Genomic DNA, 21,502 nt, shown 5'->3' on the forward strand with positions numbered 1-21,502 from the left:
TCGCAGATGTTCGTGGTTTCCTGGCTGGCAGTCGGTGATCGGCGTCGCCCGGCCTCGATCATCCACGCGGCGAACGTGGTTCGGCAGACAGAACACCAGCCGAGACCGGCCCGTCTCGTCCTGGCGTGTTACGGCTGGGCTTCCGGCTCGATCCAGGCAGCCGAGTGCCATGTGGCGAGGGTTGTCAGCTGGGCCATCCGGGGACGGGGGGCTGCACGGTTGCGTCCGATGATGGGAAATCGCCGATGGGTGGTGTGAGAGCTTGGCAGGCGGTCGCGACTTTTTGATAGTCGTCGCCGAGTTCCACGGTGTTGTTCTCTTTGGTGGCGGTCCAGTGACCGAATACGTTGCGATTCGGTCGAACCGAGGGTCCTCGTTGGTCAGGTAAGGGGAATGATCCCTGCCGGGTGTAGTAGAGGTAGGCGAAGCCGGGCGAGGATGGTTTGTTCCACCATTCGCAGACCGTGGCGCGGCCGGTGCCGTCCGGCAGGGTTGTGATCTCGGCCAGTCCCATGAGCTGTGTGCGTCGCCATGCGGTGGTGACGGTACTCAATTTGACCGCGCTGTTGGCTTCGGTGAACCCGGGGTACAGCGAACTGTTGTCCCCGGAGGCCATGTAGCGGGTTTGGGACTCGATGAAGGCTCGGACGAAGGTGGCATCGGAACTGGACAGGTCGGCGCCGGGGCCGGCCACCCACCGGAAAGACATTTCGTTGTGCCCCGGCTGGTTCGGGTGATCGGTATTCGACGAACATGCCGGGATCAGTCCGAGCGCCGCCGCCACGGTTACGAAGGCACCCATCCGGTGCCATCGCCAACCGCGCTTGTGTTCACTGGCGCTGTCGTTGCCGGCCGGACCGGGGCTGTGTGTCGAGGCGTTCACTTCCGGATCCAGTTCTGGGCGTCCTGTCCGCGGTTCCAGCCGTTCTGGTAGATCTGCAGCGGTGTCCCCGCGCTCTTGTCCATGTCGGCGTTGAATTGGGGGGTGCCGCCGGTACCGCGGACGATGTCGTCGAACGACATGACACTGCCGTCGGGACGGTAGTACTGGCCGAGGTTCGGGTCGTGGCGGAGGTTCGGGAACTGCGGCGAATCCGACATGCCGTGGAAGATGTCGTAGTAGCGGTGGGGGGAGTTGCCCTGGCCGTGGATGTCGACCGAGGCTCCCGCGTCGGGCACGGAGCCGAGCAGCCACGTCTTCACCTCGGGTGAGGTGACGTCGATGCCGGTGTTGAGGAACGAGCCCACGACGGGGATCTCACCGACGCCCAGTTTCACCAGCGGTTTGAGGCTGTCGAAGAAGTCCTTCTTGGTCTGCAACTGGGGATCACCGTCACCGGCGGACGGGTCGTACATGGCGTGCTGGGCGGCCCAGTCGATCCGCGACGCGTACTCCCCCAGTTCCGGATGAGCGCCCCCGTCGTGGCCGAACTGGTAGTCGAGCTGGGTGATGGTGGAGTAGGCGCTGCCGTTGAACTGCACGGCCGCCTCGTGGTTGCTGTCTATTTCCTTGAAGATGGCTTTGACGTCCTGGGCGCCGAGGTGATTGGTGCCCGCCGCATCACCGAAGCCGTGTGATTGCACCATCGAGTCCGGGACGCCGACCATGTTGGGAATGTAATGCCCGAGGGTCCGTTGCAGGGCCTGGGTCATGTTCGGATCGTTGGCGCCGATCGATGGCGCGTCTTCGAAGTCCCTGCCGGGCAGGTGCAGCAGTTGATCCTGATGGCTGCCCATGTACTGGGACAGTGCGTACGCGGCGCGCCCGGACGGGACATTGAGGTTGCCGTCCGAGGAGGTGGCGTTCTGCCCGATCGAGTCGATCAGTTTCGCGATACCCTGGTCGTGGCCGTCCCAGCGGTGGTTGAGCAGGCCGTCGATGTGGCTGGTCGGGTCGTAGTGGTTGCCGCCGCAGGTGACATCCATGTTGTTGCCGGTCAAAGCGTCGGTGACGGCGACGTGGTCGGTGCTCGCTCGGTCGAGCATGTCGCTGGCCAGTGCGTTCATGTCGTTGTGGTTCACGTCGACCACAGGATCCTTGCCCGGTGTCGCACCGGCGATCTCCGACGCCTGTTTGATCAACCCGCGATCCAGATCCGAGCCTTGGGCAAGACCGGGATCGCCGTGACCGAGCAGGCTGGTCACCGATTTGAAGTCGCTCGCGCGCGGCACCGACTGAACCGGCGGCACCACTCCGCCTTGCGTGATGAGCTCCTTCGACCACGTCACGGGGTTGTCGGTGAGCAGGGTGCGAACGTTGGTGGGCAACTGTCCCAGGCCTCCGCGATCGATCACCGAGGGCGCGTCACCCGGATGCAGCACACTCGCGGTCTGCACCTGCGGATTGGAGATCAACTGCATCGCGTTGGCCAGGTCACCCTGCCGATCCGCGGGCAGGGCGCTGGCGAGCTTGCTGATGTCGTCCACGCTCGACCCGTCCATCGCGCGCATCAACCCGCGCAGATAGTCGTACTGGCCTTGTGGCATATCGACCGGTCTGCCCTCGGCAAGGTCGCGTTTCTGCTGGTCCGTCAATTGGGTGGCGGCATGGATGCGATCGAGTTCGGCCTGCGTGGGATGCCCGGTCCTGAGATCGTCGACATCGGACTGGGCCGTCGATCCAGTCAGCCCCGCCAGGGCCGGGGTGAGCAGTCCGATGTCCTTGAGCGCGTCGCCGGCCGCTTGGGCGCACTGCTGATCGGCGGCGCCCAGATCACCAGCCAATTTCTGCAACCGCACGGTTTCGTTCGTGGCTTCTTCAGCTCGCCGCTGCTGCAGCGACTTGTCGGTCGTGGTGAGCTTATCGGTGACCGTCCAGTCGTCACCGACCTGGAAATGATCGCTCTCCAGCCCCCTCGTCGCCGACTTCAGGCTGTCGATGATCGGCCCCATCGCTGCCGCGCCCTGCGTGCATGCCGTGGCCAGCCGGTCGAAGGCGGAGCCGACTTTGCGCATCTGCCGGTCCTCGCGATCGGCGCGGTCACACGCGGCGTTATAGGCCTCACCGGACCAATGCATCCCGGTGATGGTCCGCAGCATCGAATCGGCGGCGTTGTCGATGTTGACGACGTTACCGGCGACGACCTTGCCGACATTGCCGAGCCGGGTCGTGTCCCAATGGTCTACCTGTGAGCGTGTCGGTGCCACTGCACTTTCCTTGCTATTCCGGGTTCAGGTCACCCATGGCCGACAAACGTTTGGCAGCGTCGAGATCGCTGTCGTGATAGGCGTCAGCGCACGTATTCAACACGTTGCCCATCTCGACGTAGCGGTACCCCATCACCTGCGTCGCCTTCACCACCGCGGTGTCCACCTGCGCCAACGCGGCGGCGACCGCCGAGCCCGGCAGTTCCTGATCCGACCACATCGACCCGATGCGATCCGGATCTACCTGCTCCTGCAGGACCGCAATTGCTCGTGAGGCCGTCCGCAGATCATCGGGAGAGACCTGCACCTTATCGCCACCCATGGGCCACCCCCGCTCTCACGCGCAGAACAGTACAACAGACTCCGTGGCCGTAGAAGCTGGACAACGTTCCCGACACCCAAGGCGCTTGCCTTCATTACTCGCTGCGGCAGCCGTACGGTTTCAGTCAGCGGTCACCCGCGAGCGAGGTCGGTGAATCGGCTGTAGTGCAGTTGGTGGGCGACGGTGATGGTGCCGGTCGGGCCGTTGCGGTGTTTGCCGATGATGAGGTCGGCTTCCCCCTGGCGTGGGTCGTCGCGGTCGAATGCGTCGGGCCGATGGAGCAAGATGACCATGTCGGCGTCCTGTTCGATCGATCCGCTTTCGCGCAGGTCAGCGACCATGGGCCGCTTGTCGACGCGCTGTTCGGGACCGCGGTTGAGCTGGCTGACTGCGATGAGGGGCACTTCCAGCTCCTTGGCCAGCAGCTTGAGCATGCGGGAGAACTCCGACACCTCCTGCTGCCGGGATTCGACCTTCTTACCCGAGGTCATCAGCTGCAGGTAGTCGATGATGATCAGCCGCAGGTCGTGGCGCTGCTTGAGACGTCGTGCCTTCGCGCGGATCTCCATTATGGTCATGTTCGGTGAGTCGTCTACGAACAGTGGTGCCTCGCTGATCTCACTCATCCGCCGTGCCAGCTTGGTCCAGTCGTCATCGCGCATCCGGCCGGTTCGCATGTCGGCCAGTTTCACACCGGTCTCGGCGGAAAGCAGGCGCATAGTGATCTCGGAGCGGCTCATTTCAAGGGAGAAGATGACGCTGGCCATGCTGTGCTTGATCGAGGCGTGGCGCATCACGTCCATGGCCAGGGTCGACTTGCCGGATCCGGGGCGTGCTGCGATGACGATCATCTGGCCGGGATGAAACCCGTTGGTGAGATCGTCGAGTTCGGCGAATCCGGTGAGCACTCCGGCGGGCAGTCCACCGTGCCCGGCGATGGCATCCAGCTCATCGAGTGTCGGCTGCAGTAGTTCTTGTAGCGGGACGACGTCGTCGCTGGAGTGGTGCTCGGTCACCTCGTAGATCTCCGCCTGGGCCCGGTCGACCACCTCGGCCACGTCCTGGCCCTCGGCGCCCGCGTAGCCGTACTGGACGATGCGCGTGCCGGCCTCTACCAGACGGCGCAGAATCGCCTTCTCCGCAACGATTTCCGCGTAGTAGGAGGCATTGGCCGCGGTAGGGACGACCTGGGTCAGCGTGATCAGATACGGGGCGTCGCCGACACGTTTGAGTTCGCCGCGGCGGGCCAGCTCGGTAGCGACAGTGACGGCGTCGGCGGGCTCGCCGCGCCCGTACAATTCGAGAACGACGGCGTAGATCATCTGGTGGGCGGGGCGGTAGAAGTCGTCGGGTCGCAGCACCTCGACGACATCGGTGATGGCGTCCTTGCTCAGCAGCACGCCGCCGAGCACAGACTGTTCGGCGGCCTCCCCGTAGGGCGGTTGTCGCCCGAAATCGTCGGCGGCCGAAGCCATCTCGGCGGGGCTGGTGTGGGGCAGACGATTGTGGCGGGCGACCGAGGTCATCAGGCGACCTCCCGTGCAGCCTCGGTCATCTGGCTGGTGACCGGGCCGAGGAGCCCGCGGTGGCGGGCTTCGGCTCGAACGCGGCAGACGGTGCGTTCGGTGGTGCCGAGCCGGGCGGCGATTTCGGCGCTGCCCTCGCCCCGTTCGGTGGCGGCGACGACCTGGTGGATGCGTTCGTCGCGGCGGTCCCGGAAATTGGTGGTGCGAGTGCGGCGGCATGGGATGGGCTTGGCGGTGGGGTCGTCGAGGTCGGCCTCGTCCCACATGAACGGCAGGGCCCACCGGTGGCGGGCGGCGGTCTGGCGGGCTGTTGTCGACTGGCCGGGCTGCATCTGCAACTCGGACCACAGCGTGTGGACGCGCCGGTGGAGGGCGACGCTGATGTGTGCGCCTCGATTTCTGCTGTTGCGGACGGGGCGACTGGTCAGCTGGCGCATGGTGGCGCAGGAGACTCGCAGTCGTCGGCGCAGATAGCAGGGAGTGTGGCCGAACGCGATCAGGGACTGGATGCGGCGGGTGGCTCCGAGGATCGGTACCCGGGTGTTGTCCGCGGCGATTTCGGCGCCGGAAAGCGGGATCGGGATCGACTGGATGGCCGCGGCGACCCGGCGGCTGACAAAGACTGCCGACGGCAGCCGCGACACCGTGGTCCGATCGAGGTGGGCGATCTGCGCAATCTGCGTTGCGCTCATCGTCGCGCTCAACAGCTGCAGATGTTGTTGTGTCGCGGCCGGGTCGGTGCGGTCTGGCCGCCATTGCTGCAGGATGATCAACCGGTCCCGGTTGCGGCGGTAGCACTGGCCGCAATGGGTGCAATCACAGTGCAGCACAGCCTTTTTCGCAGTCGGGTGCGGTTGCTGGCACATCATTCTCTCCTTCCCTCGCCGGCGGCCGGGTCGTCGGCGGCGAGCAGCGCGTCGTCGGAGGTTGAGGAAGAGGTAAAACCGGTGTGGGACATGCGGGTTCCTTTCGCTGTTCAGGCGGCTGCAGATGCCAGGTCTTGGTCTGCGCTCCAGCAGGCGTCGCAGACGAGCGACCGCAGGGGCAGCTCCTCCCGGACGACGCCGCCGGTGCCGCCGCATGCCACGCAGTCGCCGTGTTCCGGTGCCGTGGCAGATTGGTCGGGGGAGGTTGGTTTTGGCAGGTGATGGGCCAGCCAGCGGTCGATTGCGGCGGCGAGGTCGTGGTCGGGGTGTTCCCGCGACGCCATGCGGGCGGCGTGGACGAGTGCCCGGGTTTCGTCGGCGTGCGGCCCGTCGCGGTGCGGCAGACGCGCCCGCAGTGCGACGAGCATGCGGCCGCGAACCGATTCGGTTGTGACCGACCGCAACTGGTCGATACGGCGATGCTGTTCGTCGGCGGTGGCCGTGCGTTGCGCCGCGGTCTGTGCGTCGTCCCAGGCCCGTTGCACCGGTGTGAGCAGCGGCCCGGTGCCGATCATGTTGTGGGCCAGGCGCCATCGGGCCAGCAGCAGCGGTCGGGCTACGGTGCCGGGCATGGGGGCGGCGAGGATGGCGATCACCTGGTCCGTGGTCCATCCGCGGCTGAGGTAGCGGCGGATCTCGCGGCCCAGGCACCAGCGCACACGGCTGGGCAGGTGCCGATACACGGCAGGGATCCGGGCCAGGACACGGCGGACGTCGTTGGGGATGATCTCCACCCCCGCCGGTCGGCCGCTGGTGTCGGTGCGAATTCGGGGGGTAGGGGGGTTATTAACCCCTTTGGGGATATAAGGACGGCGGCGCGAAAAGGTGATCACGCGGCCGGCGGTGTCGCGGGCGAGCTCGCCGATCCCGTCGAGGAACCGGGCGTGGATCGCGATCGTCGCGCAACGGCCGCGGCCGCGCGCCGGGAGGTAGATGATCAGTTCTGCGCGGTTCAGATCGCGCAGGGCGCGACCGATCGTCTTCGGGTCGAGTTGCGTGCCAGCGTGTTCCGCGATCACGTCGCTGATCTGCTGGATGCGGACCTGGTCGTCGCGGATGCGGGACCACCCGCACAGCAGCCGCAGCACGGCAGCCAGGACGTGATCGCGGGCGCCGGTGAGGCCGAGCGGGCCCGCGGCGTCCAGCACGCGAGCACGGACGGCGGTGGCGTCGGAAAAGGTGATCCGCGGCCGCGCTTTCGGCGTGGATGTAGAAGCGTGTCGAGGGTGTGCGATACCCTGAGATCTGCCCATTTGCAGTCTCCTTCGGTTTGGAACTCCTGGGGGATCTGCCGCTTGCGGCAGTCCCTGCGCTTGAGGAGGCAGCGGCGATTAGGGCCGGGTACGTCCGGTCGATGTGAAATCCCTTTATGCCGAAGGGGTTTCACGCGTCTCTATGTCGCTGCGAGTATTCGGTTAGGTGGGGTTCGGCGCCTCAGCGCAGTGCTGCATCACCTCCTGGATCTGGCAAACCCAGTTGGCGCAGTGGAGAATTCGTAGCTCGCACGGTGGAATGGGAGGGCATCACTCAGTCCTCTCCGGCCCGGTGTGGTCCAGCCAATAGCAGGCGTTGCGCCAGATCGTTGTCGCCGTCTCGTGGCCCTCCTGCGCCTTCAACCGTGAGAACAGGTCGGGAAAGGCATGTCCCGTCGGCAGGTCGTCGTCTTCCTGCGCGATCAACTCGGCGAGCGCGAAAGAATCGGTCGGCAACGGAGGAAGCGCGGACACGCCATCAGGTGTTGGCGACCAGGCGATCGTGGTCCCCTCAACGTGCTCGGTGTTGTACAAGCAGTCGGTGAGGGACCAGGACGCATGCGTGGCCTGATGCCGAAACGTAAATCCGAGATGCACGTCCGGCAGTCCGGGACGGTGCACGGTCGCGACGAACGGGTAGTCCATGGCGTTGCTCATTCCTGTCTCCAGCGGTTTTCGGATTGGGTATGCGTGGCGGGAATCAGGTTGGCGGCGGCGCGATTGGGCAGGTGCGCCCGGCGCTCGTGTTCACGCCATCACCGTTCCGGCAGGGTGATTGGTGGGTGGGTACTCGTCCCATGTCCGGCCGTCCAGGAACCGGCCGCCGGTCTTCGGGCGGATGCCTCCGACCTGCTTGAAAAATAGGGCGATAGTCTGAGCCTGGCACCGGTCACGGATATCGCGCACCCAGTCCAAATCCAGGGGCCGGAAACCGCGTCCGGACTCGCCGCCGATGATCACCCAGTCGATATCGGTCAGATCCAGGCTGGGCAGCGGACCCAGCAGCGGTTCGCAGGACAGGAACCGAACAGCGGCTGGGGTCTGGCGCAACTCGTCGGCGCGCCAACAGTATTCGTCCACGCCGATCGAAGGCCCCAGCCATACGTTTGGAAGTGGCCATGGGCAGTGCTCGGCCCGCAGGAACAACAACTTGGTGTTCCAGGCGGGAAGGCTCGGTCCATTCCGGACGATGTCGAGCAGCGCTTCCTGCATCGCCGTCTGCACCCGTCCGTCGGTCAGCAGGTCATGCATCCTGTTCGGCCGTTTCGTCAACACTTGATACGTGTGCTGCGGCGTGAGGGCCATCGTTGCGAAGATCCGGCCAAGGAAGGAAACCGAAATTCGCGCATGGAAGACGTCGGACATGCTGTCCACGAACACCATTCGAGGCGTCCGCGACCACTTCAGAACCGGCTCCAGCACGACATCCGGATGCATCGTGACCCCGAACCCTGGCCCACTGGTCCGCGGGTCGCCGTCGTTCTGATATTTCGTGGCTCCCATGACCTTCAACCTCTTGGCCATCGTCAGCGCATAGCAGTGATCACATTCGGGCGAAATCCGGTCACAGCCAGTCGACGGATTCCAACTGAACCCCGTCCATTCGATCGTCGTGCTCATCGGCCTGTTCTCCCGTGCCGGTCGGCGAGCACGGTGCGCGCCCGCGATTGCTGAAAGTGGTAGGCGGCGACGCCGGTCGGCGTGCCCAATTCCGCAGGGATCGTCATGAGATGGAGGTCGCCGACCGTGCGGAGCCGCCCCGGAAGAGGCAGGGCAGCCACGCGCAGGACCGCACCGAGGTGCCGGGTCAACGAGTGGATGAGAGCGGTCTCCTCGATGCTGGCCGTCACGGTGTCCGCCAGCTGGATATCGCGCTCGCCCCAGGTGATGCCGCGATCGTCGGCGTATTCGGGGACAGTGAGCACCAGCGTCACGGTTCGGCCGTTCGAGGTGAGCGGATACGCCGCTCGATGAGTCCGGACCATGCCGGTTTCCGTGTGCCGCCAGTCGCTGTGCCCGGCGGGAAGTTGGCACCACGGCGGGCACACCCACGCATTCCAGCCGGCGGCCAGTTCCTCGGTTGTCGGCTCGGTTTCGGCCATCGTCGTGGTGCGCGGCGCGTCGACGCGAAGCGGAAACCATGCTCGGGGCAGCGCTCGCACGGGCATCGCCTGGGCGTTGTCTTCGGCGACAGCAGTGAGCAACGTGTAGCGCGTCGACTCGTGCCGCCAGCAGAGCCGCCACCTTCGGCCGAACGAATCCGTCACCGGCAAGACAGCGCCTTCCGCGGGCACCGTCGCGGCGTGGTCGGACGCAGTGCGACGCACGCGCGGTGTGGCGAGCAAATCGTATGCGACCCAGGCGGATTCCCATGTGCGCAGCCGAAGCTCGGTCGGCAAGATATGCGTGTCCGGACATTGCAGGCCGTCGAGGCCAGTGCAGATTTCCCGGGCGGTGGCCCAATCACTCGCGGACAGTTCCGCCGCTACCGGCGCGATGTCGGGGTCCGCGAGCAGGGCGGGGTTCGGCGTGGAGCCGATGCCGCAGAACGACCCCGGCTGCAGCCACGGCGGCCGCACGGTGGGCGCGGTCATTCGATGGCCCCCTGCCGCACGGTGGCCAGCCATTCGGCCAGCTCGTCGAGGACATGTCCCTTCGGACCGTGGAGGGTCAGCACAGGTTCGGGCGTACCGTCCTGGCGGATCGTCACGTCGATGCTGCCGGCGAGCAGCGGACCGAGATGGTTTGCCAGCCAGTCCACCGCTGTAACGGGTAACGCGCGGAACGTTCGAGGGCGAGCCCGATTGTCACCGGCGCTGCCGGACTCGAGGCCGGCGGAAAACTCGACCTCCACCGCGCGCTCGGGATCGACATTCGCCAGCGCAGCCGAGCCGTGCCCGTTCGACGCCTCATGCCGCTGGTCGATGTCGGTCGTGCCGCTCGGTGCGGACGACTCGGTGCGAAAAGCGTTGTGCGACATGGCTACACCTCCTCGGTAGGACTCGGCAACTCGACGGTGACGATAGGCTGGGAAACGGCTGTACCCGCGGCCTGGATGCGGCGGTCGATCGCACCGATCCACTCCACGGCCACGGCAGCCACCTGGAGGAGTTCGGCTCGTAGCCGGAGGGGTGCCGTTTCGGCGAAGGCCTCGGCCACCTCCTCGAGGAGGATGTGGCGGAAGGTCACTTGACCCGCGTCGGCGGCAGCCTGGCAGCAGGCCCGCATCAGATCGGCGTACCCCAGGGCGCCGCCAGGGCTTTGGCCACCCAACCCGCCGCACCAGTCGTTCTCCCATGCGGTACCGGTGCCGTCGGGGTGGTCTTGCTGACCCCACCGGGCGTCCTGGCGGGCACGTTCGGCCAGCACCTCGTCTACGATCTGTTCGTCGACCAGCACGGGTGGTTGGTACGCCTGAATGACACCATCGGCGGCGACAGCACACGACATCCAGCCGCTGGCGATGCGGGCCGCGTCCTCGGCGGGGCGGTTCATGCCGCATCACCGCGCACGTCGTTGGCGGCGGGAAGGTCCGGGAAACCGTGCAGTGTCAGGGGCTGGCCCTCTGCGAGTTCCCGGCGCCACTCGTACTCCCACTCCCCCAGCGAATCTCCTGCCTCCCACGCTCCGACCAGGTCGCGGGCGGCGCGATCGGCAGCGTCGGGAGCGATTCGGTGCAGCACGGCCAGCAAGTACGCCACCCCGTAGCCGTCCACATGCGCCGCGACCAGCAGATGCCACAGAGGGCCGTGGAACTCCTTGCTGAACGCGGGATCGAGCGCGGCCGCGCGCTCTTCCAACGCGGTGATGGTCGCGCGCCGCTGCTCGAAATCGAGAGCATGATCCAGGTGCGAGGCGAGGACAGACAGCGTCGGCTGGCTCTCGTCCCCAGCCCATTCCGGCCAGGGCCAGCTCTCTGGATCACCGGGGGTGGTAGCGCGTTTGAACGCGTCGCACACGAGGGCGACCTGCTCGGCGGTGATCGAAGTGGGCGTGACCTGGGCCCAGTCGATCGGCAGCGCTTCCAGTTCGATGGCGAACCGGCGCATGTCGGCCCAGCTGGCGTGGGTGACGACGTAACCGGTAGGGAGGTGGACCAGGTTGCGGCCGCAGTCGGTCAACCCGACCGAGCCGCCGGTCCGGATCGTCAACGACGGTGCGACAGCGAAATGTTCGCTGACCTGCTCGGCCACGATGGTGGCCGGGTCGTGATCTTTGAGCGGGACAGAAACGGAGACGAGCGTCATCGGAGTACTCCTTTGAACGGCGGAAGGATGTTGCGAGACAGCAGTTCTCGTCAGGTCGCCACCTCCGTTCGCGCGAACTCGTTGCATAGGCCGCAGGAGGGGGCGGCGCGGTCACCGCGGTGGTTGTTCGTTGCGCCGTAACCACAGGTGTGAGCGGTCCTCACGGCCGATCTCCTTCCGCTGCACTGGGTTTCGGTACGTGTGGGACGTGGAGATGGGCCGCGGTGATCGCCTCGGTCAGGTGAAGATCGAGTCTTCCGGGGATCTGCACCAATTCCTCGAGGATGGCGCGGGCCTTCCGCTCGGCGAGATGCGCTTCCGCTGGTTCGGTGTCGGGGTCCAACGCCAGCGCGAGCATCGCGCGCGCCCCACGCAGCGCCCGGTATTCGGCGTGGCTGAGGTGGTGGCCCTCGCCCACGGTGCCCTTCTGGGCCTTGTCGCGTGCGTTGTCGTCGGCGCGCCGCCACATCTGTTCAGCGTCGCGGGCAGCGTCGACGAAGGCCTGAATCGCCGTCGTATCCGTCGGCGCGGTATCCGACCACAGCGCGTGCGCGGCGCGGTATGCGGCGTAGAAGCGGGCGGTGTCGGGCTCCCGGTTGTCGCCGAGGAGAGGCCGCCCGAACAACGAGTCGAGGATCCCGTCGACGGTGTCGGGCATCTCGAACTCTCCGAGCTGCCGGTCCACCCGCCCCATCACCGCAACACCGGTGCGCCACAACGCAAGTTGGTCGAACCGCGCGCGCCGTCGCCGTGCGCGGCCAGCCACATCGCGGACCGCCAGGATGATCGACATGGTCGCCGCCAGGACGACGAACACCAGCGTGGTCACGATCACGTCGACCACAAGGTGCAAGGGATATCCGGTCGCGACAGCGAGCGGGCCGCCGAGGGCGAGCGTCTGCAGGATCCGAGCGCGGTCGATCATGCCGCTCGCCCCTTCGATGCCGTGCGTCGACGCGCACGACGAGTGCGCATGGATTCGGCCAGCTGCTGTCGATCGATGTCACCTCGGTTGAGGGCCTGCGGCCGGTGCCCGATGTGCCAGAGCTGGTCGTTGTGCGGGCACCGCCAGATCGCCAGGCCCTTGCGGGTGCCGCGGTGCACGCGGCGGGCAGCCTTAGCGTGACTGCGCGTCGGATAGCCGCGGTGCTGGCATTTCTCGCACGGCTGGAACGACCGCGTCGAATCCGGGGCACCGCGAAACCGAGGTGGCCGAGGCGCGAAATCTCCGCACTCGTCGTCGGAGTGGTTCAGCCAATGGGCATTCCGCGTCATCCGGCCCTCCTGATTGCCGGGTGCGAGTCGTGGACGGGTTCGGGCCGACGTCGGCCAGCCAAGACGCCACGGACGAAGGCCGCGCGGGTGTCGAGCACGGCGCGGCGTTCCCCAGCTCGAGAACGAACGGTGGTGGCGGGGAGAGGGATTCGCGGCGGCACCTGGCTGGCGATGGAAATGGCCAGACCCACCAAATGAGAGCGACCCATCCCGTCGATCAGCCGGGCGATGTCGTGTTGATCGCCCTCACCGTGGACGATGTCGATGAACTTCTCGGCGGCCTCGTCGACACGGTCCGCTATCGCCTGGTCCAGCGATCCGTCGGGGCGCACCGGCCAGACCCTCGGACGGGGTGCGCGCGCGGTCATCGAGCACCCCCGGACATGAGGTACTGCGTGCCCTCAACCCATGCCTGAAGCCGGGCTAGATCCCCCAGTGGTTGAGCGGCCGTGTCGAGGATCGCGCGCTGCAAACGCGGCGGCAGCTGCCGCCAGTGAGCGCCGCACGAGAAGTACTGGTTAGGGATCGGCTGCTTGCATCCGCCGGGACATGAGTGGTGACGTTGGCCGGGCGAGCCGACGAAGCACGGACGGATCGCAGAGGCGCCGGATCCGGTTGTGGTGCAGGAGGTTCGGACGGGTTCGGTGGTAGCCATGTCAGGCACCTCCCCAGCACAGCCAGAAGAACCCGATCACCAGGCAGATCACCAGCATCTCGGTCAGCGCCTGGTGCCAGGTATGCGGCAGCAGCGGTTCGGCGATGACCGTCTCGGGCTCCGGTTCATGGGACACAAAGACGCCGAGCGGCGACCTGGCGGTCACCCAGTTGGAAATCCGCCCGACCTCCGGAGCGGGCGTCGGCTGAGGCCGGGCGGAGCTCAAGGAGGCGCTCATGCCGCGTCCGCCTTCGAAATTGCGGCAGTCGCGGTGGAGCCACCCAGGTGGGCACGGGCAACGAGATCGCGCTTCAGTTGTCGCCGTTGCTTCTCGGTCAATCCGCCCCAGATGCCGAACCGTTCGTCGCGATCAAGGGCATATTCCAGGCACTCATCGCGCACTTCGCAGCCCATACAGATCCGCTTCGCCTCACGGGTGGACCCCCCTTTTTCCGGGAAGAAAGCGTCGGGATCCGTCTGGGCACACAGCGCCCGGTCCTGCCACTGCTCGTCTCGCTCCGAGCGGTCGAGGAAAGCGAACAGGGCTTGCGCGGAGATCAGTACGCCGCTCATGCCGCGCACCCCCGGCGGGCGATACGGCCGGCCGCGATGAGCTTCAGAGCTCCGGACCAGGCCTCACGGACACCGATGAACTCGCCGTCCACCAGCAGCATCGGGTCGCCGCCGCGGGCCGCGACGCGACCGAAGTAGGTGTAGCCCGGCTCGTGGGATTCCGAGTCAGTGGGATCCGGTTTGGGCAGCGGGATCGTGACAGCCGCGGCCGAATCCATACCGGCCTGCTCGGGCATCCCGGCCACGCTGCAGGCGACGAGCAGGCACGACGCGAACGCTTCCGCGTCATCGGCGTCGACCGGGTCGTTGTGCCACGGCGAGTAGACGGTGCCGCGGCCAGCCCAGGCGACGACTTCCTCGAACTCGGCATGCTCACCCAGATCGCCGGTCCACCCCTGGTCGTTGAGGCGAACCCGGGCAGTTGGGCGAGGAAGCGTGACGAGCGCCTTGTTCCCCGCACGCGGGGATGCGGATACGATAGACATTGCTGACACTCCAATTCAGCGACTGCTCGCCGACGGCTGTCACCGTCCGTGAGCCTTGGGGCCCGGCGGCTGTCACCGCCGGGTTCACTAATTTCTGGAGATCGACTCGCCCGCTGTCACAGGCATTTTGAGTTCGATCAGAGCACCGTATTCAGGAACCGATGCTGAAGTAGCAGCCCTCCTCGCGTCGTTTGCTGGGGCCGAGCCGTAGGAGGTGAGCTCCTATGGAACTTGAGTGTAGGAGCTCACCTCCTACGTTGTCCAGGGGGAAGTTCAGGCGTCCGTCTGCTTGGGCCGTCCGCCCTGGTCCCACGCGATGATCACGCGGGGCAGCCATATCGGGGACTTGCCGACCCGGTCGGACGGTGCCGGAAGACGTTTGGCATTGAGGTAGGAGCTCACCGTCTGCGGACTCCATCCGAGGTAGGCCGCGACGTCGTCCCGGGTCCAGTACGGCGCGTTCGGATCCGGTTTCGAGGTGCTCATGAATGTCGATCGTAGGAGGTGGGTTCCTACGACTAGTGGAACCCTCAACGATTCTCGCCGTCTGTGTGTTGCGCGCCCGAGGCGGTGGCAGCCGATACGACGGGTAAGCGGCCATGTTCTGATCGAGCTTCGACAACCGTTGCACGGCGTTCCTCCTGATCCAAACGAAACGACCTGTTTGCCAAACGTTCCGGATGGACAAATTCGACCAGGTGTCGCGTGGTTCAGGAACGGTGCTAGACCCGGACGATCGCCCGGCGGGACACTCGGATAGATGCTGGGAGCGGTGCCTCATCGGGAGGCGGTGTTGCGGCCGAATGGTTTCGGGTGCGAGCGCCATGTACTTAAGGCTGAGGGAAAGCGAGCAGTCTGAGCGTGACAATTTGTCACACCGTACTGCTCGGCCGTCTCGATGGTGCCCTGCTCATCGGCCCTCACCGCCAACCGTGGCCACCTGCTCCATACGAGGCACACAGCCAGTTCGGTACTCAACCTCAGCGCTGCGGCAGATGTTTGGAGAAGGTGCGAAACGAGGGTCGCTGATCGCCGCGGCCATACATCCGGCGATCACGATCAGCAGCACACCCGCGAATCCGACCAGCACGAGCACCGGATCCACCGGCAGCAGGAGAACCGTCGGCCAGAGGAGAGGCAAGGGCGCGCGGATCTTTGCCGGAGAACGCATGCTAGCCAAGGGGTTTTCACTCCTCAAGTGGATGGTCGAGCCTGTCCACCCAAGGATGTTTCTTGACCCGGTCTCCCCTCGTCTCCCTCAGTGTCTCACCTGCTCCAGCTATGCCTCAAAAATGTCTCTTCTGTGTCTCGCCTGAGCGCAGCGCAGACCTGGCTAAGCGGCCTACATGCTCGTGCAGCGCAATTTGTCGCAGCCACACACGATTCAGACTGATCGGGAGGATACTCTCGCCGGCGCGAAGCAAAACCAGCCTTTGGGAGGAGGGCGCTTGGAAAGCAGAGGGATTTCGCCGAGCCAGGTGATGGCCGATTTAGGCATTCTGCAGGAAGGTGATCCGCTGCTGTGCCAGGTTGCGAGGCCGTTCGATCTGCCTACCGAGGCGGGGGACGCATGTCGAGTGGTCGCTGGGCTGAACTCAGCCGCGGAGCGAGTGGTGCAGGCCCACATCTTCTCGAAAGGTATGGGGCTCGCAGCGCCGCAGATCGGGATAGACCGTGCTGCCGTGATAGTGCGCACCTCGCGCGGGGATCGAATTACCCTGCTCAACCCACGGATCGTGGAGGCCAGTGCCACCGAAGACGAGCAATACGAGGGGTGCCTGAGTTTTTTCGATGTGCGAGGGAAGGTACCGCGCCCACTGACTATCGGTGTCGAATACGCCGACCTCGACGGCCGCAAACACATCACGGTGTTCGAGCGCGGAACGGCGCGCCTTGTCGCGCACGAGGTCGACCACCTTGAGGGGCATCTGTACCGGGACCGGATGCGGCCTGGCATCGAGCCGATCTCCGTCGAGGAGTACAGGGGCACCGGAAAATCGTGGACCTATGGCCCGACCAGCTCAGGGTCTTAGTTGGACAGCGCTTCTCGTGGGTCCGCCGACATTGCGTTCCACGCATCTCGGACGATGGTGTGAATATCGGAACGTGTTGGGGCCCAGGATATTTCGGCGATCGCTCGTGATGGGTCGCTGACCAGCGTGGATGGTTCGGCAGCGGGCGGATTCCTCGTAATCGGTACGTGTTTTCCGGTCACGTTTTCAACTGCGGCCACTACTTCGAGAATGCTTGTCCCGTGACCGCTTCCGATGTTGTATCGCCGCGTCCTGCCGACGGGCGGTAGATGCTCGAGGCACGCTACGAAGGCATCGGCAGTGTCGGCAATGTGCAGGTAGTCTCGGACGGCACTGCCATCGCCGTTGACCTCCAGCGCCTCGTTTCGCAGAGCAGCGGTGATCGCCCTCGGAACCAAACGTGTTGGATCCGGATCGGCCCCGCCGGCGACATTCAGTAGCCGAACGACGGTTCCCGCAATCTCGCCGGTTTGCGCTTGAGCCTCGATGGCAAGCTCCGCAGCATATTTGCTGCTGGCATAGGGATGGGGCGGGGCGGCTGGAAGGTCTTCGGTCATCGGCTGGCGTTCGGGCGTGCCGTAGATGGCGCCGGTGGATGCAAAGACGAGCCGAGCTACCCCCGACGCCGCCATAGCTTCGAGCAACGCAATGGTCCCGCTGGTGTTGACGCGAAAGTACTTGAGTGGCTCTTGGATCGACTCCCGGGCTCGGGTCAGACCTGCGAGATGGCACACCGCTTCGACGTCAGCGACAGTCTGTCGAAGGGCGGTCTGATCCAGGAGGTCGGCAGTCCGAGTCTCGCTCGCTCCGGGAATCGCCAACTGCGACGAATGCACCATGGCGATCGGATCGTGCCCAGCCGCCCGCAGGGCCTCGACTACAGCACGGCCGAGATAGCCGCCTGCTCCGGTAACGAGTACACGCACAACGCCATCATCCCATCACGGCAGCAACACGCTTCTGTACTTCCAAGTCAGAGCAATGCAGGCAGCTGCAGCTGCCGCGAGCGGCTCATGGTTCAGGGCCCGTCGAACGTTAGACGGAGTCCACCTGATGCCTATGGTCCCGTCGTCGGATGGGTAAATCTCTCCCTCGGCGTTTCTCTCCACCATGCCCGCGAAGGCCGCGTCGAAGATCTCGGAATCGATGACAACCGTCGTCAGAATCTCACCAGCCGGGGCGAGTGGATCCATTCCGATCCCGAAGCACCACGCCTGAACCTTCCCGTCGCGCCGCCCCTCCGTGAGCGTGCGGAAGGGCTTGATGTCGTAATCGACGGGCGTCCCACTGCTGCCATCGTGCTCGGGCGCGTCCAGGAACTCCTCGGAGAACTCTCGAATCATGTTGCGCCACAGGCTGAAATCCCGCATGACATTGGCATGCCCGATGGCGGCAGGCTGAAAGACGCCGGCAGGGACGATATGCGAGAGCCCGGCAGCGAGAGTGACAGTCGTCGAGCCGCGACGATGAAGAAAGAACGTGTCACCGTCGGGCGCCCTGCGGACCGTCAAGGTGTTGATGCTCGGGAGAATGGGGCGCCGCGAAGCGTCGAACAGATTGCCTACGAGGCTCCTGAACGGTAGGTCGTTCATTTCGAGCTTCTCGCCACCGTTGGCAATCCACGCCGCAGCGGTCTCATGCGCGATGACCTCGCAGACGTCGACCATGTCGAAGTAGGTGGTCAGGCCGTACGACATCCGCCCGCCATTCGCCTCGAACGAGACGTCCAGCAACCGATACGAGGTGCGGTTCTCGAACAGCGCAGGCTGAGCGATAGCACGAACGGCCTGGCTGTATCGCCCGTATCTCATCCCGTTCGAGCGCGGGGGACGGTACGGTTCGGATGCTGTTTCAGCACCGTTGAGAGTGGGATCCTTTGCCTCGGTGTCGAAGTCGAGGCAGATGGAGTCCAGATCGACTGGGGTTGGAGCCATCCACCCAGGCTGTGAGATGCAGGTTGTGCCCTCGATCTGGATCGGATCCCAGTACAAGCGTGCAGCTGCAGCGGTCAACATGTGACGATTTCGATTCAGCGTCTGACGCACGAGACGCCACTCGGTGACCACATCATCGAGCTCTTGCTGAGCCTCATCGGGTGCACCCAATAACCCGAAGGTCTCGGGCGGAAGATCCATGGCCTGTGCAAACCGACGGAGCTGGAGGACGTCCCTGCACGTTCGGGCCCCGCTGATGTACCTCGATACCAGGGTGCGATCGACGCCGAGGACGCGTGCCATCTCGTCGTGCTTGGTCAGACCATGTGCCTTCATGTACGCCTTGATCACATCGCCTAGGCGCGAGTTGTGGACTGGCGATGACATGCGTCAAGCCTAGGAGCCCACGGCGGTTGTCCGAGCGGTAATAGAACGTCCGGTGTGGGCTAGACGCATGTTTTGGCCTGATCGGCCTTCTTCTGCCGACATAAGGCTATGAGGAAACTGGCGAGCGTATGTTGATTTCGTTTACCGACGTGTCGGTACCGAACAGTCGGGATCTAGGGCAGATCGCCGCCGTAGCGTTGGTCTCGGCCACGCTGCCACGCCGCCTCGACCTCGTCTTCGGACACCTCATATGCTCGCGCCAGGGCGGCGCGTACATGCTCGGGCATCAGGGAAATGTATGTCTCGGCGGTGTAGATCGGCGTCACCCCAATCCCGGCCTTCTCCGCGGCATCTTCACCGCGCAATCCACGCCACTGCCGCATCTGCCGCAGGGTCGGCTGGTCTGGCGGGGTATTGGTGAGGTCCGCGATGTTCACCTTGAGAGCTTCGGCCAGCTTCACCGCCTTGGTTTCGGTCGGTGTGAGGCGGCCAGCCGTCCAGCCCCGCGCCGTGCCGATGACGACGCCGCACCGGACAGCGATCTGATCGAGTCCGATCCCGGACCGCTTCTGAAAGATCCGCATCCGCTCCGGTGAGTAGTCGTCCAGACCCTTCGGCATATCCGGATGCTATCGGACCGGTTTACGTTCGCGTTGTTTGGTCGGCACGTATCCAACCGCCGTATATCTGGCTGCGCCAGGCAACTGCTGCTGGGCGAACACATGAGACGGGTGGAGCGGGGCGCGAACCAACGCGCCCCGCCGGGTTGTCAGCTGGCTGCGGTCTCCTTCTTCGGTTTGGGCGCAGGCAGGTAGGCGTCGAGCAGCACGGTCAGCACCTCGGACTGGTCCGTGGGCTTGATCTTCGGCCAGTTCGCCTCCAGCCAGGCGTTGATGGAGTCCACCAAGGCCTTCAGGTAGCCCAACTCGGCCTCCGTCGGCCGGATCCGCAAGTCGTCCTTCGTCTGCTTGTCCATCGTGAGACGCCGCAGCGGCATGCGCTGACGGGTGTAGCGGGCCGCGATTTCCGGCCGGTGCCGCAGGATCAGCTGGTCCAGCTCGTGCGCGTGCTCGGCCATGGCGTCCAGGACGACCGCGGTGTGGCTGGCGGCGCCGCGGCGGGCGTTGTTGAACCGCCGCATCACCGGGACCGGGATCTTGGCGACGGTCGGCTTCACGTACAGCGCGGTCGGGTCGTCCGGCTCGATCGAGTCCTCCGGCATCACCCAAGCCTGCTTCTGCGCAGGCAGCCCGCCGCTGCCCTGGGCTGGTGGTGTGGTTGCTGCACCCCGCGGTTTCGCTTTGGCTGCGGCAGGAGTCGTTTCAACGGGCTTTTCCGGCGCCTCTGGCGCAGGGGTGACCGCCGGCGAGTTCTCGGTCCGCGCCGTGACGGGCTCCGGGTGCGGAACCGGGGCTGGTGGGGTGTCAGGTGCGGTCGCGGTTTCCGCTGCGCCTGTCGCCTCGACTGGTTCCGGGGCCGACGGTGGGCTGACCGGAGCCCGGCCTGCGGCCGGTTCGACAGTCGCGGTGCCGGCGGGCGCAGGCGGCGGGGTCTTTTGCGGGATTGGCTGCTCGATGGCAGCGACGCTCGGTGCGGCTGCCGGCGCTTCGATCGCCGGGTTCTGCGCTTGGTCGGCGTCCTTCTTCGGGTGCCTGGGGGGTGGGGCGGTGCGCTGGCGCCGTTGCTTCTTGAAAGCGCCGCGAACGTTGTCGATACCACCGACTCCGTCGATAGTGGCCATGCTGGTTAGCCCTCCTCCCCCATCTGCTTGGCGATCAGTTCCACGACCGTGCGGGCGACCAGGGTGACCTGCTCGGCGTACTCCTGGAACCGGGCGGGAACTGGTTCGCTCGCGGCGACCGCCATGCGACGGGTGCGCTCGGGCAACCAGCGGCAGAACGTGATCGGCGGCCCTAACGGCACCGAGTACTGCTCGGCGATGCGGCCGAGCCGGTCGAACATCTTGTCGCTGGGCACCTTGTACAGGTTCTGGTTCGGCACGATCAGCAGCGGATAGCCGCGGAGCTCCTTGACCATCGCTTCCAGGGCCTCGAGCTCGTTGATCCCCAGCGGGGTCGGCACGACGATGACGTGGGAGGCGCTCATCGCGCCGTAACCGACGTCGGTGCCGCCGGGATGGGTGTCGGCCAGGACGGACCGTTCCCACGAGGATCGCCATTTCTCCAGCGCCGCCGACACCTGGTCCGGTGAGGGCTGGTTCTTCTCGAGGTCGGGGTGGCTGGGCACGAGGTCCGCGCGCCATTCGCCGCCCTGCAGCGGTTTCGGTATCCGGTTGTTTTCGAACGCGTCGAGCAGCGGCGCGTTCAGCCGGGTCTCGTGGTTGTAGCCCCATTTGCGGCTGGCGCCGCCGGCGTCCCAGTCGAGGTCGACCATGACGGCGTTGAGCAGCCAGGCCAGTTCCTTGGCCAGTTCGGTCTTTCCGACGCCGCCTTTCCAGGCCGCTACGGTGACGATCCCCTGCCGCAGTACCGCGGTCCGTGCCGCGGTCGGTTCCAAGCCGAGACGTCGCAGAACAGCGATCTCTTCCTCGGTGGCAGGTGCCGTGAGATCAACCATGGCGCCTCCTATCGTCCATTCCGTGTGCTTATGTGAGCCGTAGACCACACGATAGCCTGCGTGACCAGTCGCGAAGCATCTCGTCAGGCATCTCGCCACCTAACGTATGCCAGATCTGCCAAGATCGTGGATGCTGGTCGGCGTAGTGGAGGGCGTGTCAAC

Annotated in this window: 24 protein-coding genes and 1 pseudogene; 1 reads left to right on the forward strand and 24 read right to left on the reverse strand. The window is 65.6% G+C overall.

Features of this window, described 5'->3' with window-relative positions; all coding sequences use genetic code 11:
* Positions 1 to 184: 184 nt before the first annotated feature.
* The 19 genes and pseudogenes from ACIA76_RS36335 to ACIA76_RS36425 all read right to left on the reverse strand — a co-directional run bounded on the left by ACIA76_RS36335 (position 185) and on the right by ACIA76_RS36425 (position 15,580).
* Positions 185 to 784, reverse strand: a complete 600-nt coding sequence (locus ACIA76_RS36335) for a hypothetical protein (RefSeq protein WP_397158756.1) — start codon at positions 782 to 784, stop codon at positions 185 to 187.
* A gap of 95 nt (positions 785 to 879) precedes the next feature.
* The gene (locus ACIA76_RS36340; protein ID WP_397158758.1) at positions 880 to 3,147 is read right to left on the reverse strand and encodes a hypothetical protein; all 2,268 of its coding nucleotides are present in this window, start codon (positions 3,145 to 3,147) and stop codon (positions 880 to 882) included.
* 13 nt (positions 3,148 to 3,160) lie between these two features.
* The gene (locus tag ACIA76_RS36345; RefSeq protein ID WP_397158760.1) at positions 3,161 to 3,469 is read right to left on the reverse strand and encodes a hypothetical protein; all 309 of its coding nucleotides are present in this window, start codon (positions 3,467 to 3,469) and stop codon (positions 3,161 to 3,163) included.
* Between the two features lie 131 nt (positions 3,470 to 3,600).
* Positions 3,601 to 4,944 (reverse strand): replicative DNA helicase, encoded by a 1,344-nt coding sequence (gene dnaB / locus ACIA76_RS36350; protein ID WP_397158888.1) that lies wholly within the window; start codon positions 4,942 to 4,944, stop codon positions 3,601 to 3,603.
* Positions 4,945 to 4,994: 50 nt separating this feature from the next.
* Entirely contained in the window at positions 4,995 to 5,768 is a 774-nt protein-coding gene (locus ACIA76_RS36355; RefSeq protein ID WP_397158762.1) for a hypothetical protein, read from the reverse strand.
* Between the two features lie 203 nt (positions 5,769 to 5,971).
* Complete coding sequence (locus tag ACIA76_RS36360; RefSeq protein WP_397158764.1) at positions 5,972 to 7,069, reverse strand: hypothetical protein; 1,098 nt, start codon at positions 7,067 to 7,069, stop codon at positions 5,972 to 5,974.
* A gap of 375 nt (positions 7,070 to 7,444) precedes the next feature.
* Positions 7,445 to 7,831: a hypothetical protein gene (locus ACIA76_RS36365; RefSeq protein WP_397158765.1), complete on the reverse strand. Its 387-nt coding sequence runs from the start codon at positions 7,829 to 7,831 to the stop codon at positions 7,445 to 7,447.
* A gap of 90 nt (positions 7,832 to 7,921) precedes the next feature.
* A complete protein-coding gene (locus ACIA76_RS36370) occupies positions 7,922 to 8,794 on the reverse strand; it encodes a DUF5131 family protein (protein WP_397158767.1) in 873 nt (290 codons plus the stop codon).
* Positions 8,791 to 9,768: a hypothetical protein gene (locus tag ACIA76_RS36375; RefSeq protein ID WP_397158769.1), complete on the reverse strand. Its 978-nt coding sequence runs from the start codon at positions 9,766 to 9,768 to the stop codon at positions 8,791 to 8,793. Before ACIA76_RS36375 ends, ACIA76_RS36370 begins: the two co-directional genes overlap by 4 nt.
* Complete coding sequence (locus ACIA76_RS36380) at positions 9,765 to 10,154, reverse strand: hypothetical protein (protein ID WP_397158770.1); 390 nt, start codon at positions 10,152 to 10,154, stop codon at positions 9,765 to 9,767. The genes ACIA76_RS36375 and ACIA76_RS36380 overlap by 4 nt, the downstream gene beginning before the upstream one ends.
* Positions 10,155 to 10,156: 2 nt before the next feature.
* Positions 10,157 to 10,669 (reverse strand): hypothetical protein, encoded by a 513-nt coding sequence (locus ACIA76_RS36385; RefSeq protein WP_397158772.1) that lies wholly within the window; start codon positions 10,667 to 10,669, stop codon positions 10,157 to 10,159.
* Positions 10,666 to 11,421: a hypothetical protein gene (locus tag ACIA76_RS36390; RefSeq protein WP_397158773.1), complete on the reverse strand. Its 756-nt coding sequence runs from the start codon at positions 11,419 to 11,421 to the stop codon at positions 10,666 to 10,668. The genes ACIA76_RS36385 and ACIA76_RS36390 overlap by 4 nt, the downstream gene beginning before the upstream one ends.
* 160 nt (positions 11,422 to 11,581) lie before the next feature.
* Positions 11,582 to 12,346: a hypothetical protein gene (locus ACIA76_RS36395; protein WP_397158775.1), complete on the reverse strand. Its 765-nt coding sequence runs from the start codon at positions 12,344 to 12,346 to the stop codon at positions 11,582 to 11,584.
* A 346-nt stretch (positions 12,347 to 12,692) separates the two neighbouring features.
* Complete coding sequence (locus ACIA76_RS36400; protein ID WP_397158776.1) at positions 12,693 to 13,064, reverse strand: hypothetical protein; 372 nt, start codon at positions 13,062 to 13,064, stop codon at positions 12,693 to 12,695.
* Between the two features lie 288 nt (positions 13,065 to 13,352).
* Positions 13,353 to 13,589: a hypothetical protein gene (locus ACIA76_RS36405; protein WP_397158778.1), complete on the reverse strand. Its 237-nt coding sequence runs from the start codon at positions 13,587 to 13,589 to the stop codon at positions 13,353 to 13,355.
* 59 nt (positions 13,590 to 13,648) lie between these two features.
* A pseudogene (locus ACIA76_RS36410) lies at positions 13,649 to 13,984 on the reverse strand (WhiB family transcriptional regulator); the annotation flags it as partial.
* Positions 13,921 to 14,409, reverse strand: coding sequence for a hypothetical protein (locus ACIA76_RS36415; protein WP_397158780.1), 489 nt, complete (start codon positions 14,407 to 14,409; stop codon positions 13,921 to 13,923). The gene ACIA76_RS36415 and the pseudogene ACIA76_RS36410, both read right to left, overlap by 64 nt.
* 273 nt (positions 14,410 to 14,682) lie before the next feature.
* Positions 14,683 to 14,895: a helix-turn-helix domain-containing protein gene (locus ACIA76_RS36420; RefSeq protein ID WP_397158782.1), complete on the reverse strand. Its 213-nt coding sequence runs from the start codon at positions 14,893 to 14,895 to the stop codon at positions 14,683 to 14,685.
* Positions 14,896 to 15,319: 424 nt separating this feature from the next.
* On the reverse strand, positions 15,320 to 15,580 hold the full coding sequence (locus ACIA76_RS36425; RefSeq protein ID WP_397158784.1) for a hypothetical protein: 261 nt from the start codon (positions 15,578 to 15,580) through the stop codon (positions 15,320 to 15,322).
* Positions 15,581 to 15,755: 175 nt separating this feature from the next.
* Between ACIA76_RS36425 and ACIA76_RS36430 the strand changes: the two genes are divergently transcribed.
* Entirely contained in the window at positions 15,756 to 16,442 is a 687-nt protein-coding gene (locus ACIA76_RS36430) for a peptide deformylase (RefSeq protein ID WP_397158786.1), read from the forward strand.
* On the opposite strand, the gene ACIA76_RS36435 is transcribed toward ACIA76_RS36430, so the two are convergent.
* The 5 genes from ACIA76_RS36435 to ACIA76_RS36455 all read right to left on the reverse strand — a co-directional run bounded on the left by ACIA76_RS36435 (position 16,439) and on the right by ACIA76_RS36455 (position 21,340).
* On the reverse strand, positions 16,439 to 17,368 hold the full coding sequence (locus tag ACIA76_RS36435) for an NAD-dependent epimerase/dehydratase family protein (RefSeq protein ID WP_397158788.1): 930 nt from the start codon (positions 17,366 to 17,368) through the stop codon (positions 16,439 to 16,441). The two genes, ACIA76_RS36430 and ACIA76_RS36435, sit on opposite strands and share 4 nt — an antisense overlap.
* A 15-nt stretch (positions 17,369 to 17,383) precedes the next feature.
* Positions 17,384 to 18,763 (reverse strand): helix-turn-helix domain-containing protein, encoded by a 1,380-nt coding sequence (locus tag ACIA76_RS36440; RefSeq protein ID WP_397158789.1) that lies wholly within the window; start codon positions 18,761 to 18,763, stop codon positions 17,384 to 17,386.
* A gap of 173 nt (positions 18,764 to 18,936) precedes the next feature.
* On the reverse strand, positions 18,937 to 19,383 hold the full coding sequence (locus tag ACIA76_RS36445; protein ID WP_397158791.1) for a helix-turn-helix transcriptional regulator: 447 nt from the start codon (positions 19,381 to 19,383) through the stop codon (positions 18,937 to 18,939).
* A 149-nt stretch (positions 19,384 to 19,532) separates the two neighbouring features.
* Positions 19,533 to 20,504 (reverse strand): hypothetical protein, encoded by a 972-nt coding sequence (locus ACIA76_RS36450; RefSeq protein ID WP_397158793.1) that lies wholly within the window; start codon positions 20,502 to 20,504, stop codon positions 19,533 to 19,535.
* 5 nt (positions 20,505 to 20,509) lie between these two features.
* Positions 20,510 to 21,340 (reverse strand): ParA family protein, encoded by an 831-nt coding sequence (locus tag ACIA76_RS36455; RefSeq protein ID WP_397158795.1) that lies wholly within the window; start codon positions 21,338 to 21,340, stop codon positions 20,510 to 20,512.
* Between the last annotated feature and the right edge of the window lie 162 nt (positions 21,341 to 21,502).

This window comes from Nocardia sp. NPDC051570 (assembly GCF_044454005.1).
GTDB lineage: Bacteria > Actinomycetota > Actinomycetes > Mycobacteriales > Mycobacteriaceae > Nocardia.

Coding starts and splice junctions, on each gene's coding strand:
- ACIA76_RS36345 (WP_397158760.1), bottom strand. CDS start 3,469: ATGGGTGGCGATAAGGTGCAGGTCTCTCCCGATGATCTGCGGACGGCC.
- dnaB (WP_397158888.1), bottom strand. CDS start 4,944: ATGGCTTCGGCCGCCGACGATTTCGGGCGACAACCGCCCTACGGGGAG.
- ACIA76_RS36365 (WP_397158765.1), bottom strand. CDS start 7,831: ATGAGCAACGCCATGGACTACCCGTTCGTCGCGACCGTGCACCGTCCC.
- ACIA76_RS36370 (WP_397158767.1), bottom strand. CDS start 8,794: ATGAGCACGACGATCGAATGGACGGGGTTCAGTTGGAATCCGTCGACT.
- ACIA76_RS36375 (WP_397158769.1), bottom strand. CDS start 9,768: ATGACCGCGCCCACCGTGCGGCCGCCGTGGCTGCAGCCGGGGTCGTTC.
- ACIA76_RS36380 (WP_397158770.1), bottom strand. CDS start 10,154: ATGTCGCACAACGCTTTTCGCACCGAGTCGTCCGCACCGAGCGGCACG.
- ACIA76_RS36385 (WP_397158772.1), bottom strand. CDS start 10,669: ATGAACCGCCCCGCCGAGGACGCGGCCCGCATCGCCAGCGGCTGGATG.
- ACIA76_RS36390 (WP_397158773.1), bottom strand. CDS start 11,421: ATGACGCTCGTCTCCGTTTCTGTCCCGCTCAAAGATCACGACCCGGCC.
- ACIA76_RS36395 (WP_397158775.1), bottom strand. CDS start 12,346: ATGATCGACCGCGCTCGGATCCTGCAGACGCTCGCCCTCGGCGGCCCG.
- ACIA76_RS36400 (WP_397158776.1), bottom strand. CDS start 13,064: ATGACCGCGCGCGCACCCCGTCCGAGGGTCTGGCCGGTGCGCCCCGAC.
- ACIA76_RS36405 (WP_397158778.1), bottom strand. CDS start 13,589: ATGAGCGCCTCCTTGAGCTCCGCCCGGCCTCAGCCGACGCCCGCTCCG.
- ACIA76_RS36415 (WP_397158780.1), bottom strand. CDS start 14,409: ATGTCTATCGTATCCGCATCCCCGCGTGCGGGGAACAAGGCGCTCGTC.
- ACIA76_RS36420 (WP_397158782.1), bottom strand. CDS start 14,895: ATGAGCACCTCGAAACCGGATCCGAACGCGCCGTACTGGACCCGGGAC.
- ACIA76_RS36425 (WP_397158784.1), bottom strand. CDS start 15,580: ATGCGTTCTCCGGCAAAGATCCGCGCGCCCTTGCCTCTCCTCTGGCCG.
- ACIA76_RS36430 (WP_397158786.1), top strand. CDS start 15,756: ATGCTCGTGCAGCGCAATTTGTCGCAGCCACACACGATTCAGACTGAT.
- ACIA76_RS36440 (WP_397158789.1), bottom strand. CDS start 18,763: ATGTCATCGCCAGTCCACAACTCGCGCCTAGGCGATGTGATCAAGGCG.
- ACIA76_RS36445 (WP_397158791.1), bottom strand. CDS start 19,383: ATGCCGAAGGGTCTGGACGACTACTCACCGGAGCGGATGCGGATCTTT.
- ACIA76_RS36450 (WP_397158793.1), bottom strand. CDS start 20,504: ATGGCCACTATCGACGGAGTCGGTGGTATCGACAACGTTCGCGGCGCT.
- ACIA76_RS36455 (WP_397158795.1), bottom strand. CDS start 21,340: ATGGTTGATCTCACGGCACCTGCCACCGAGGAAGAGATCGCTGTTCTG.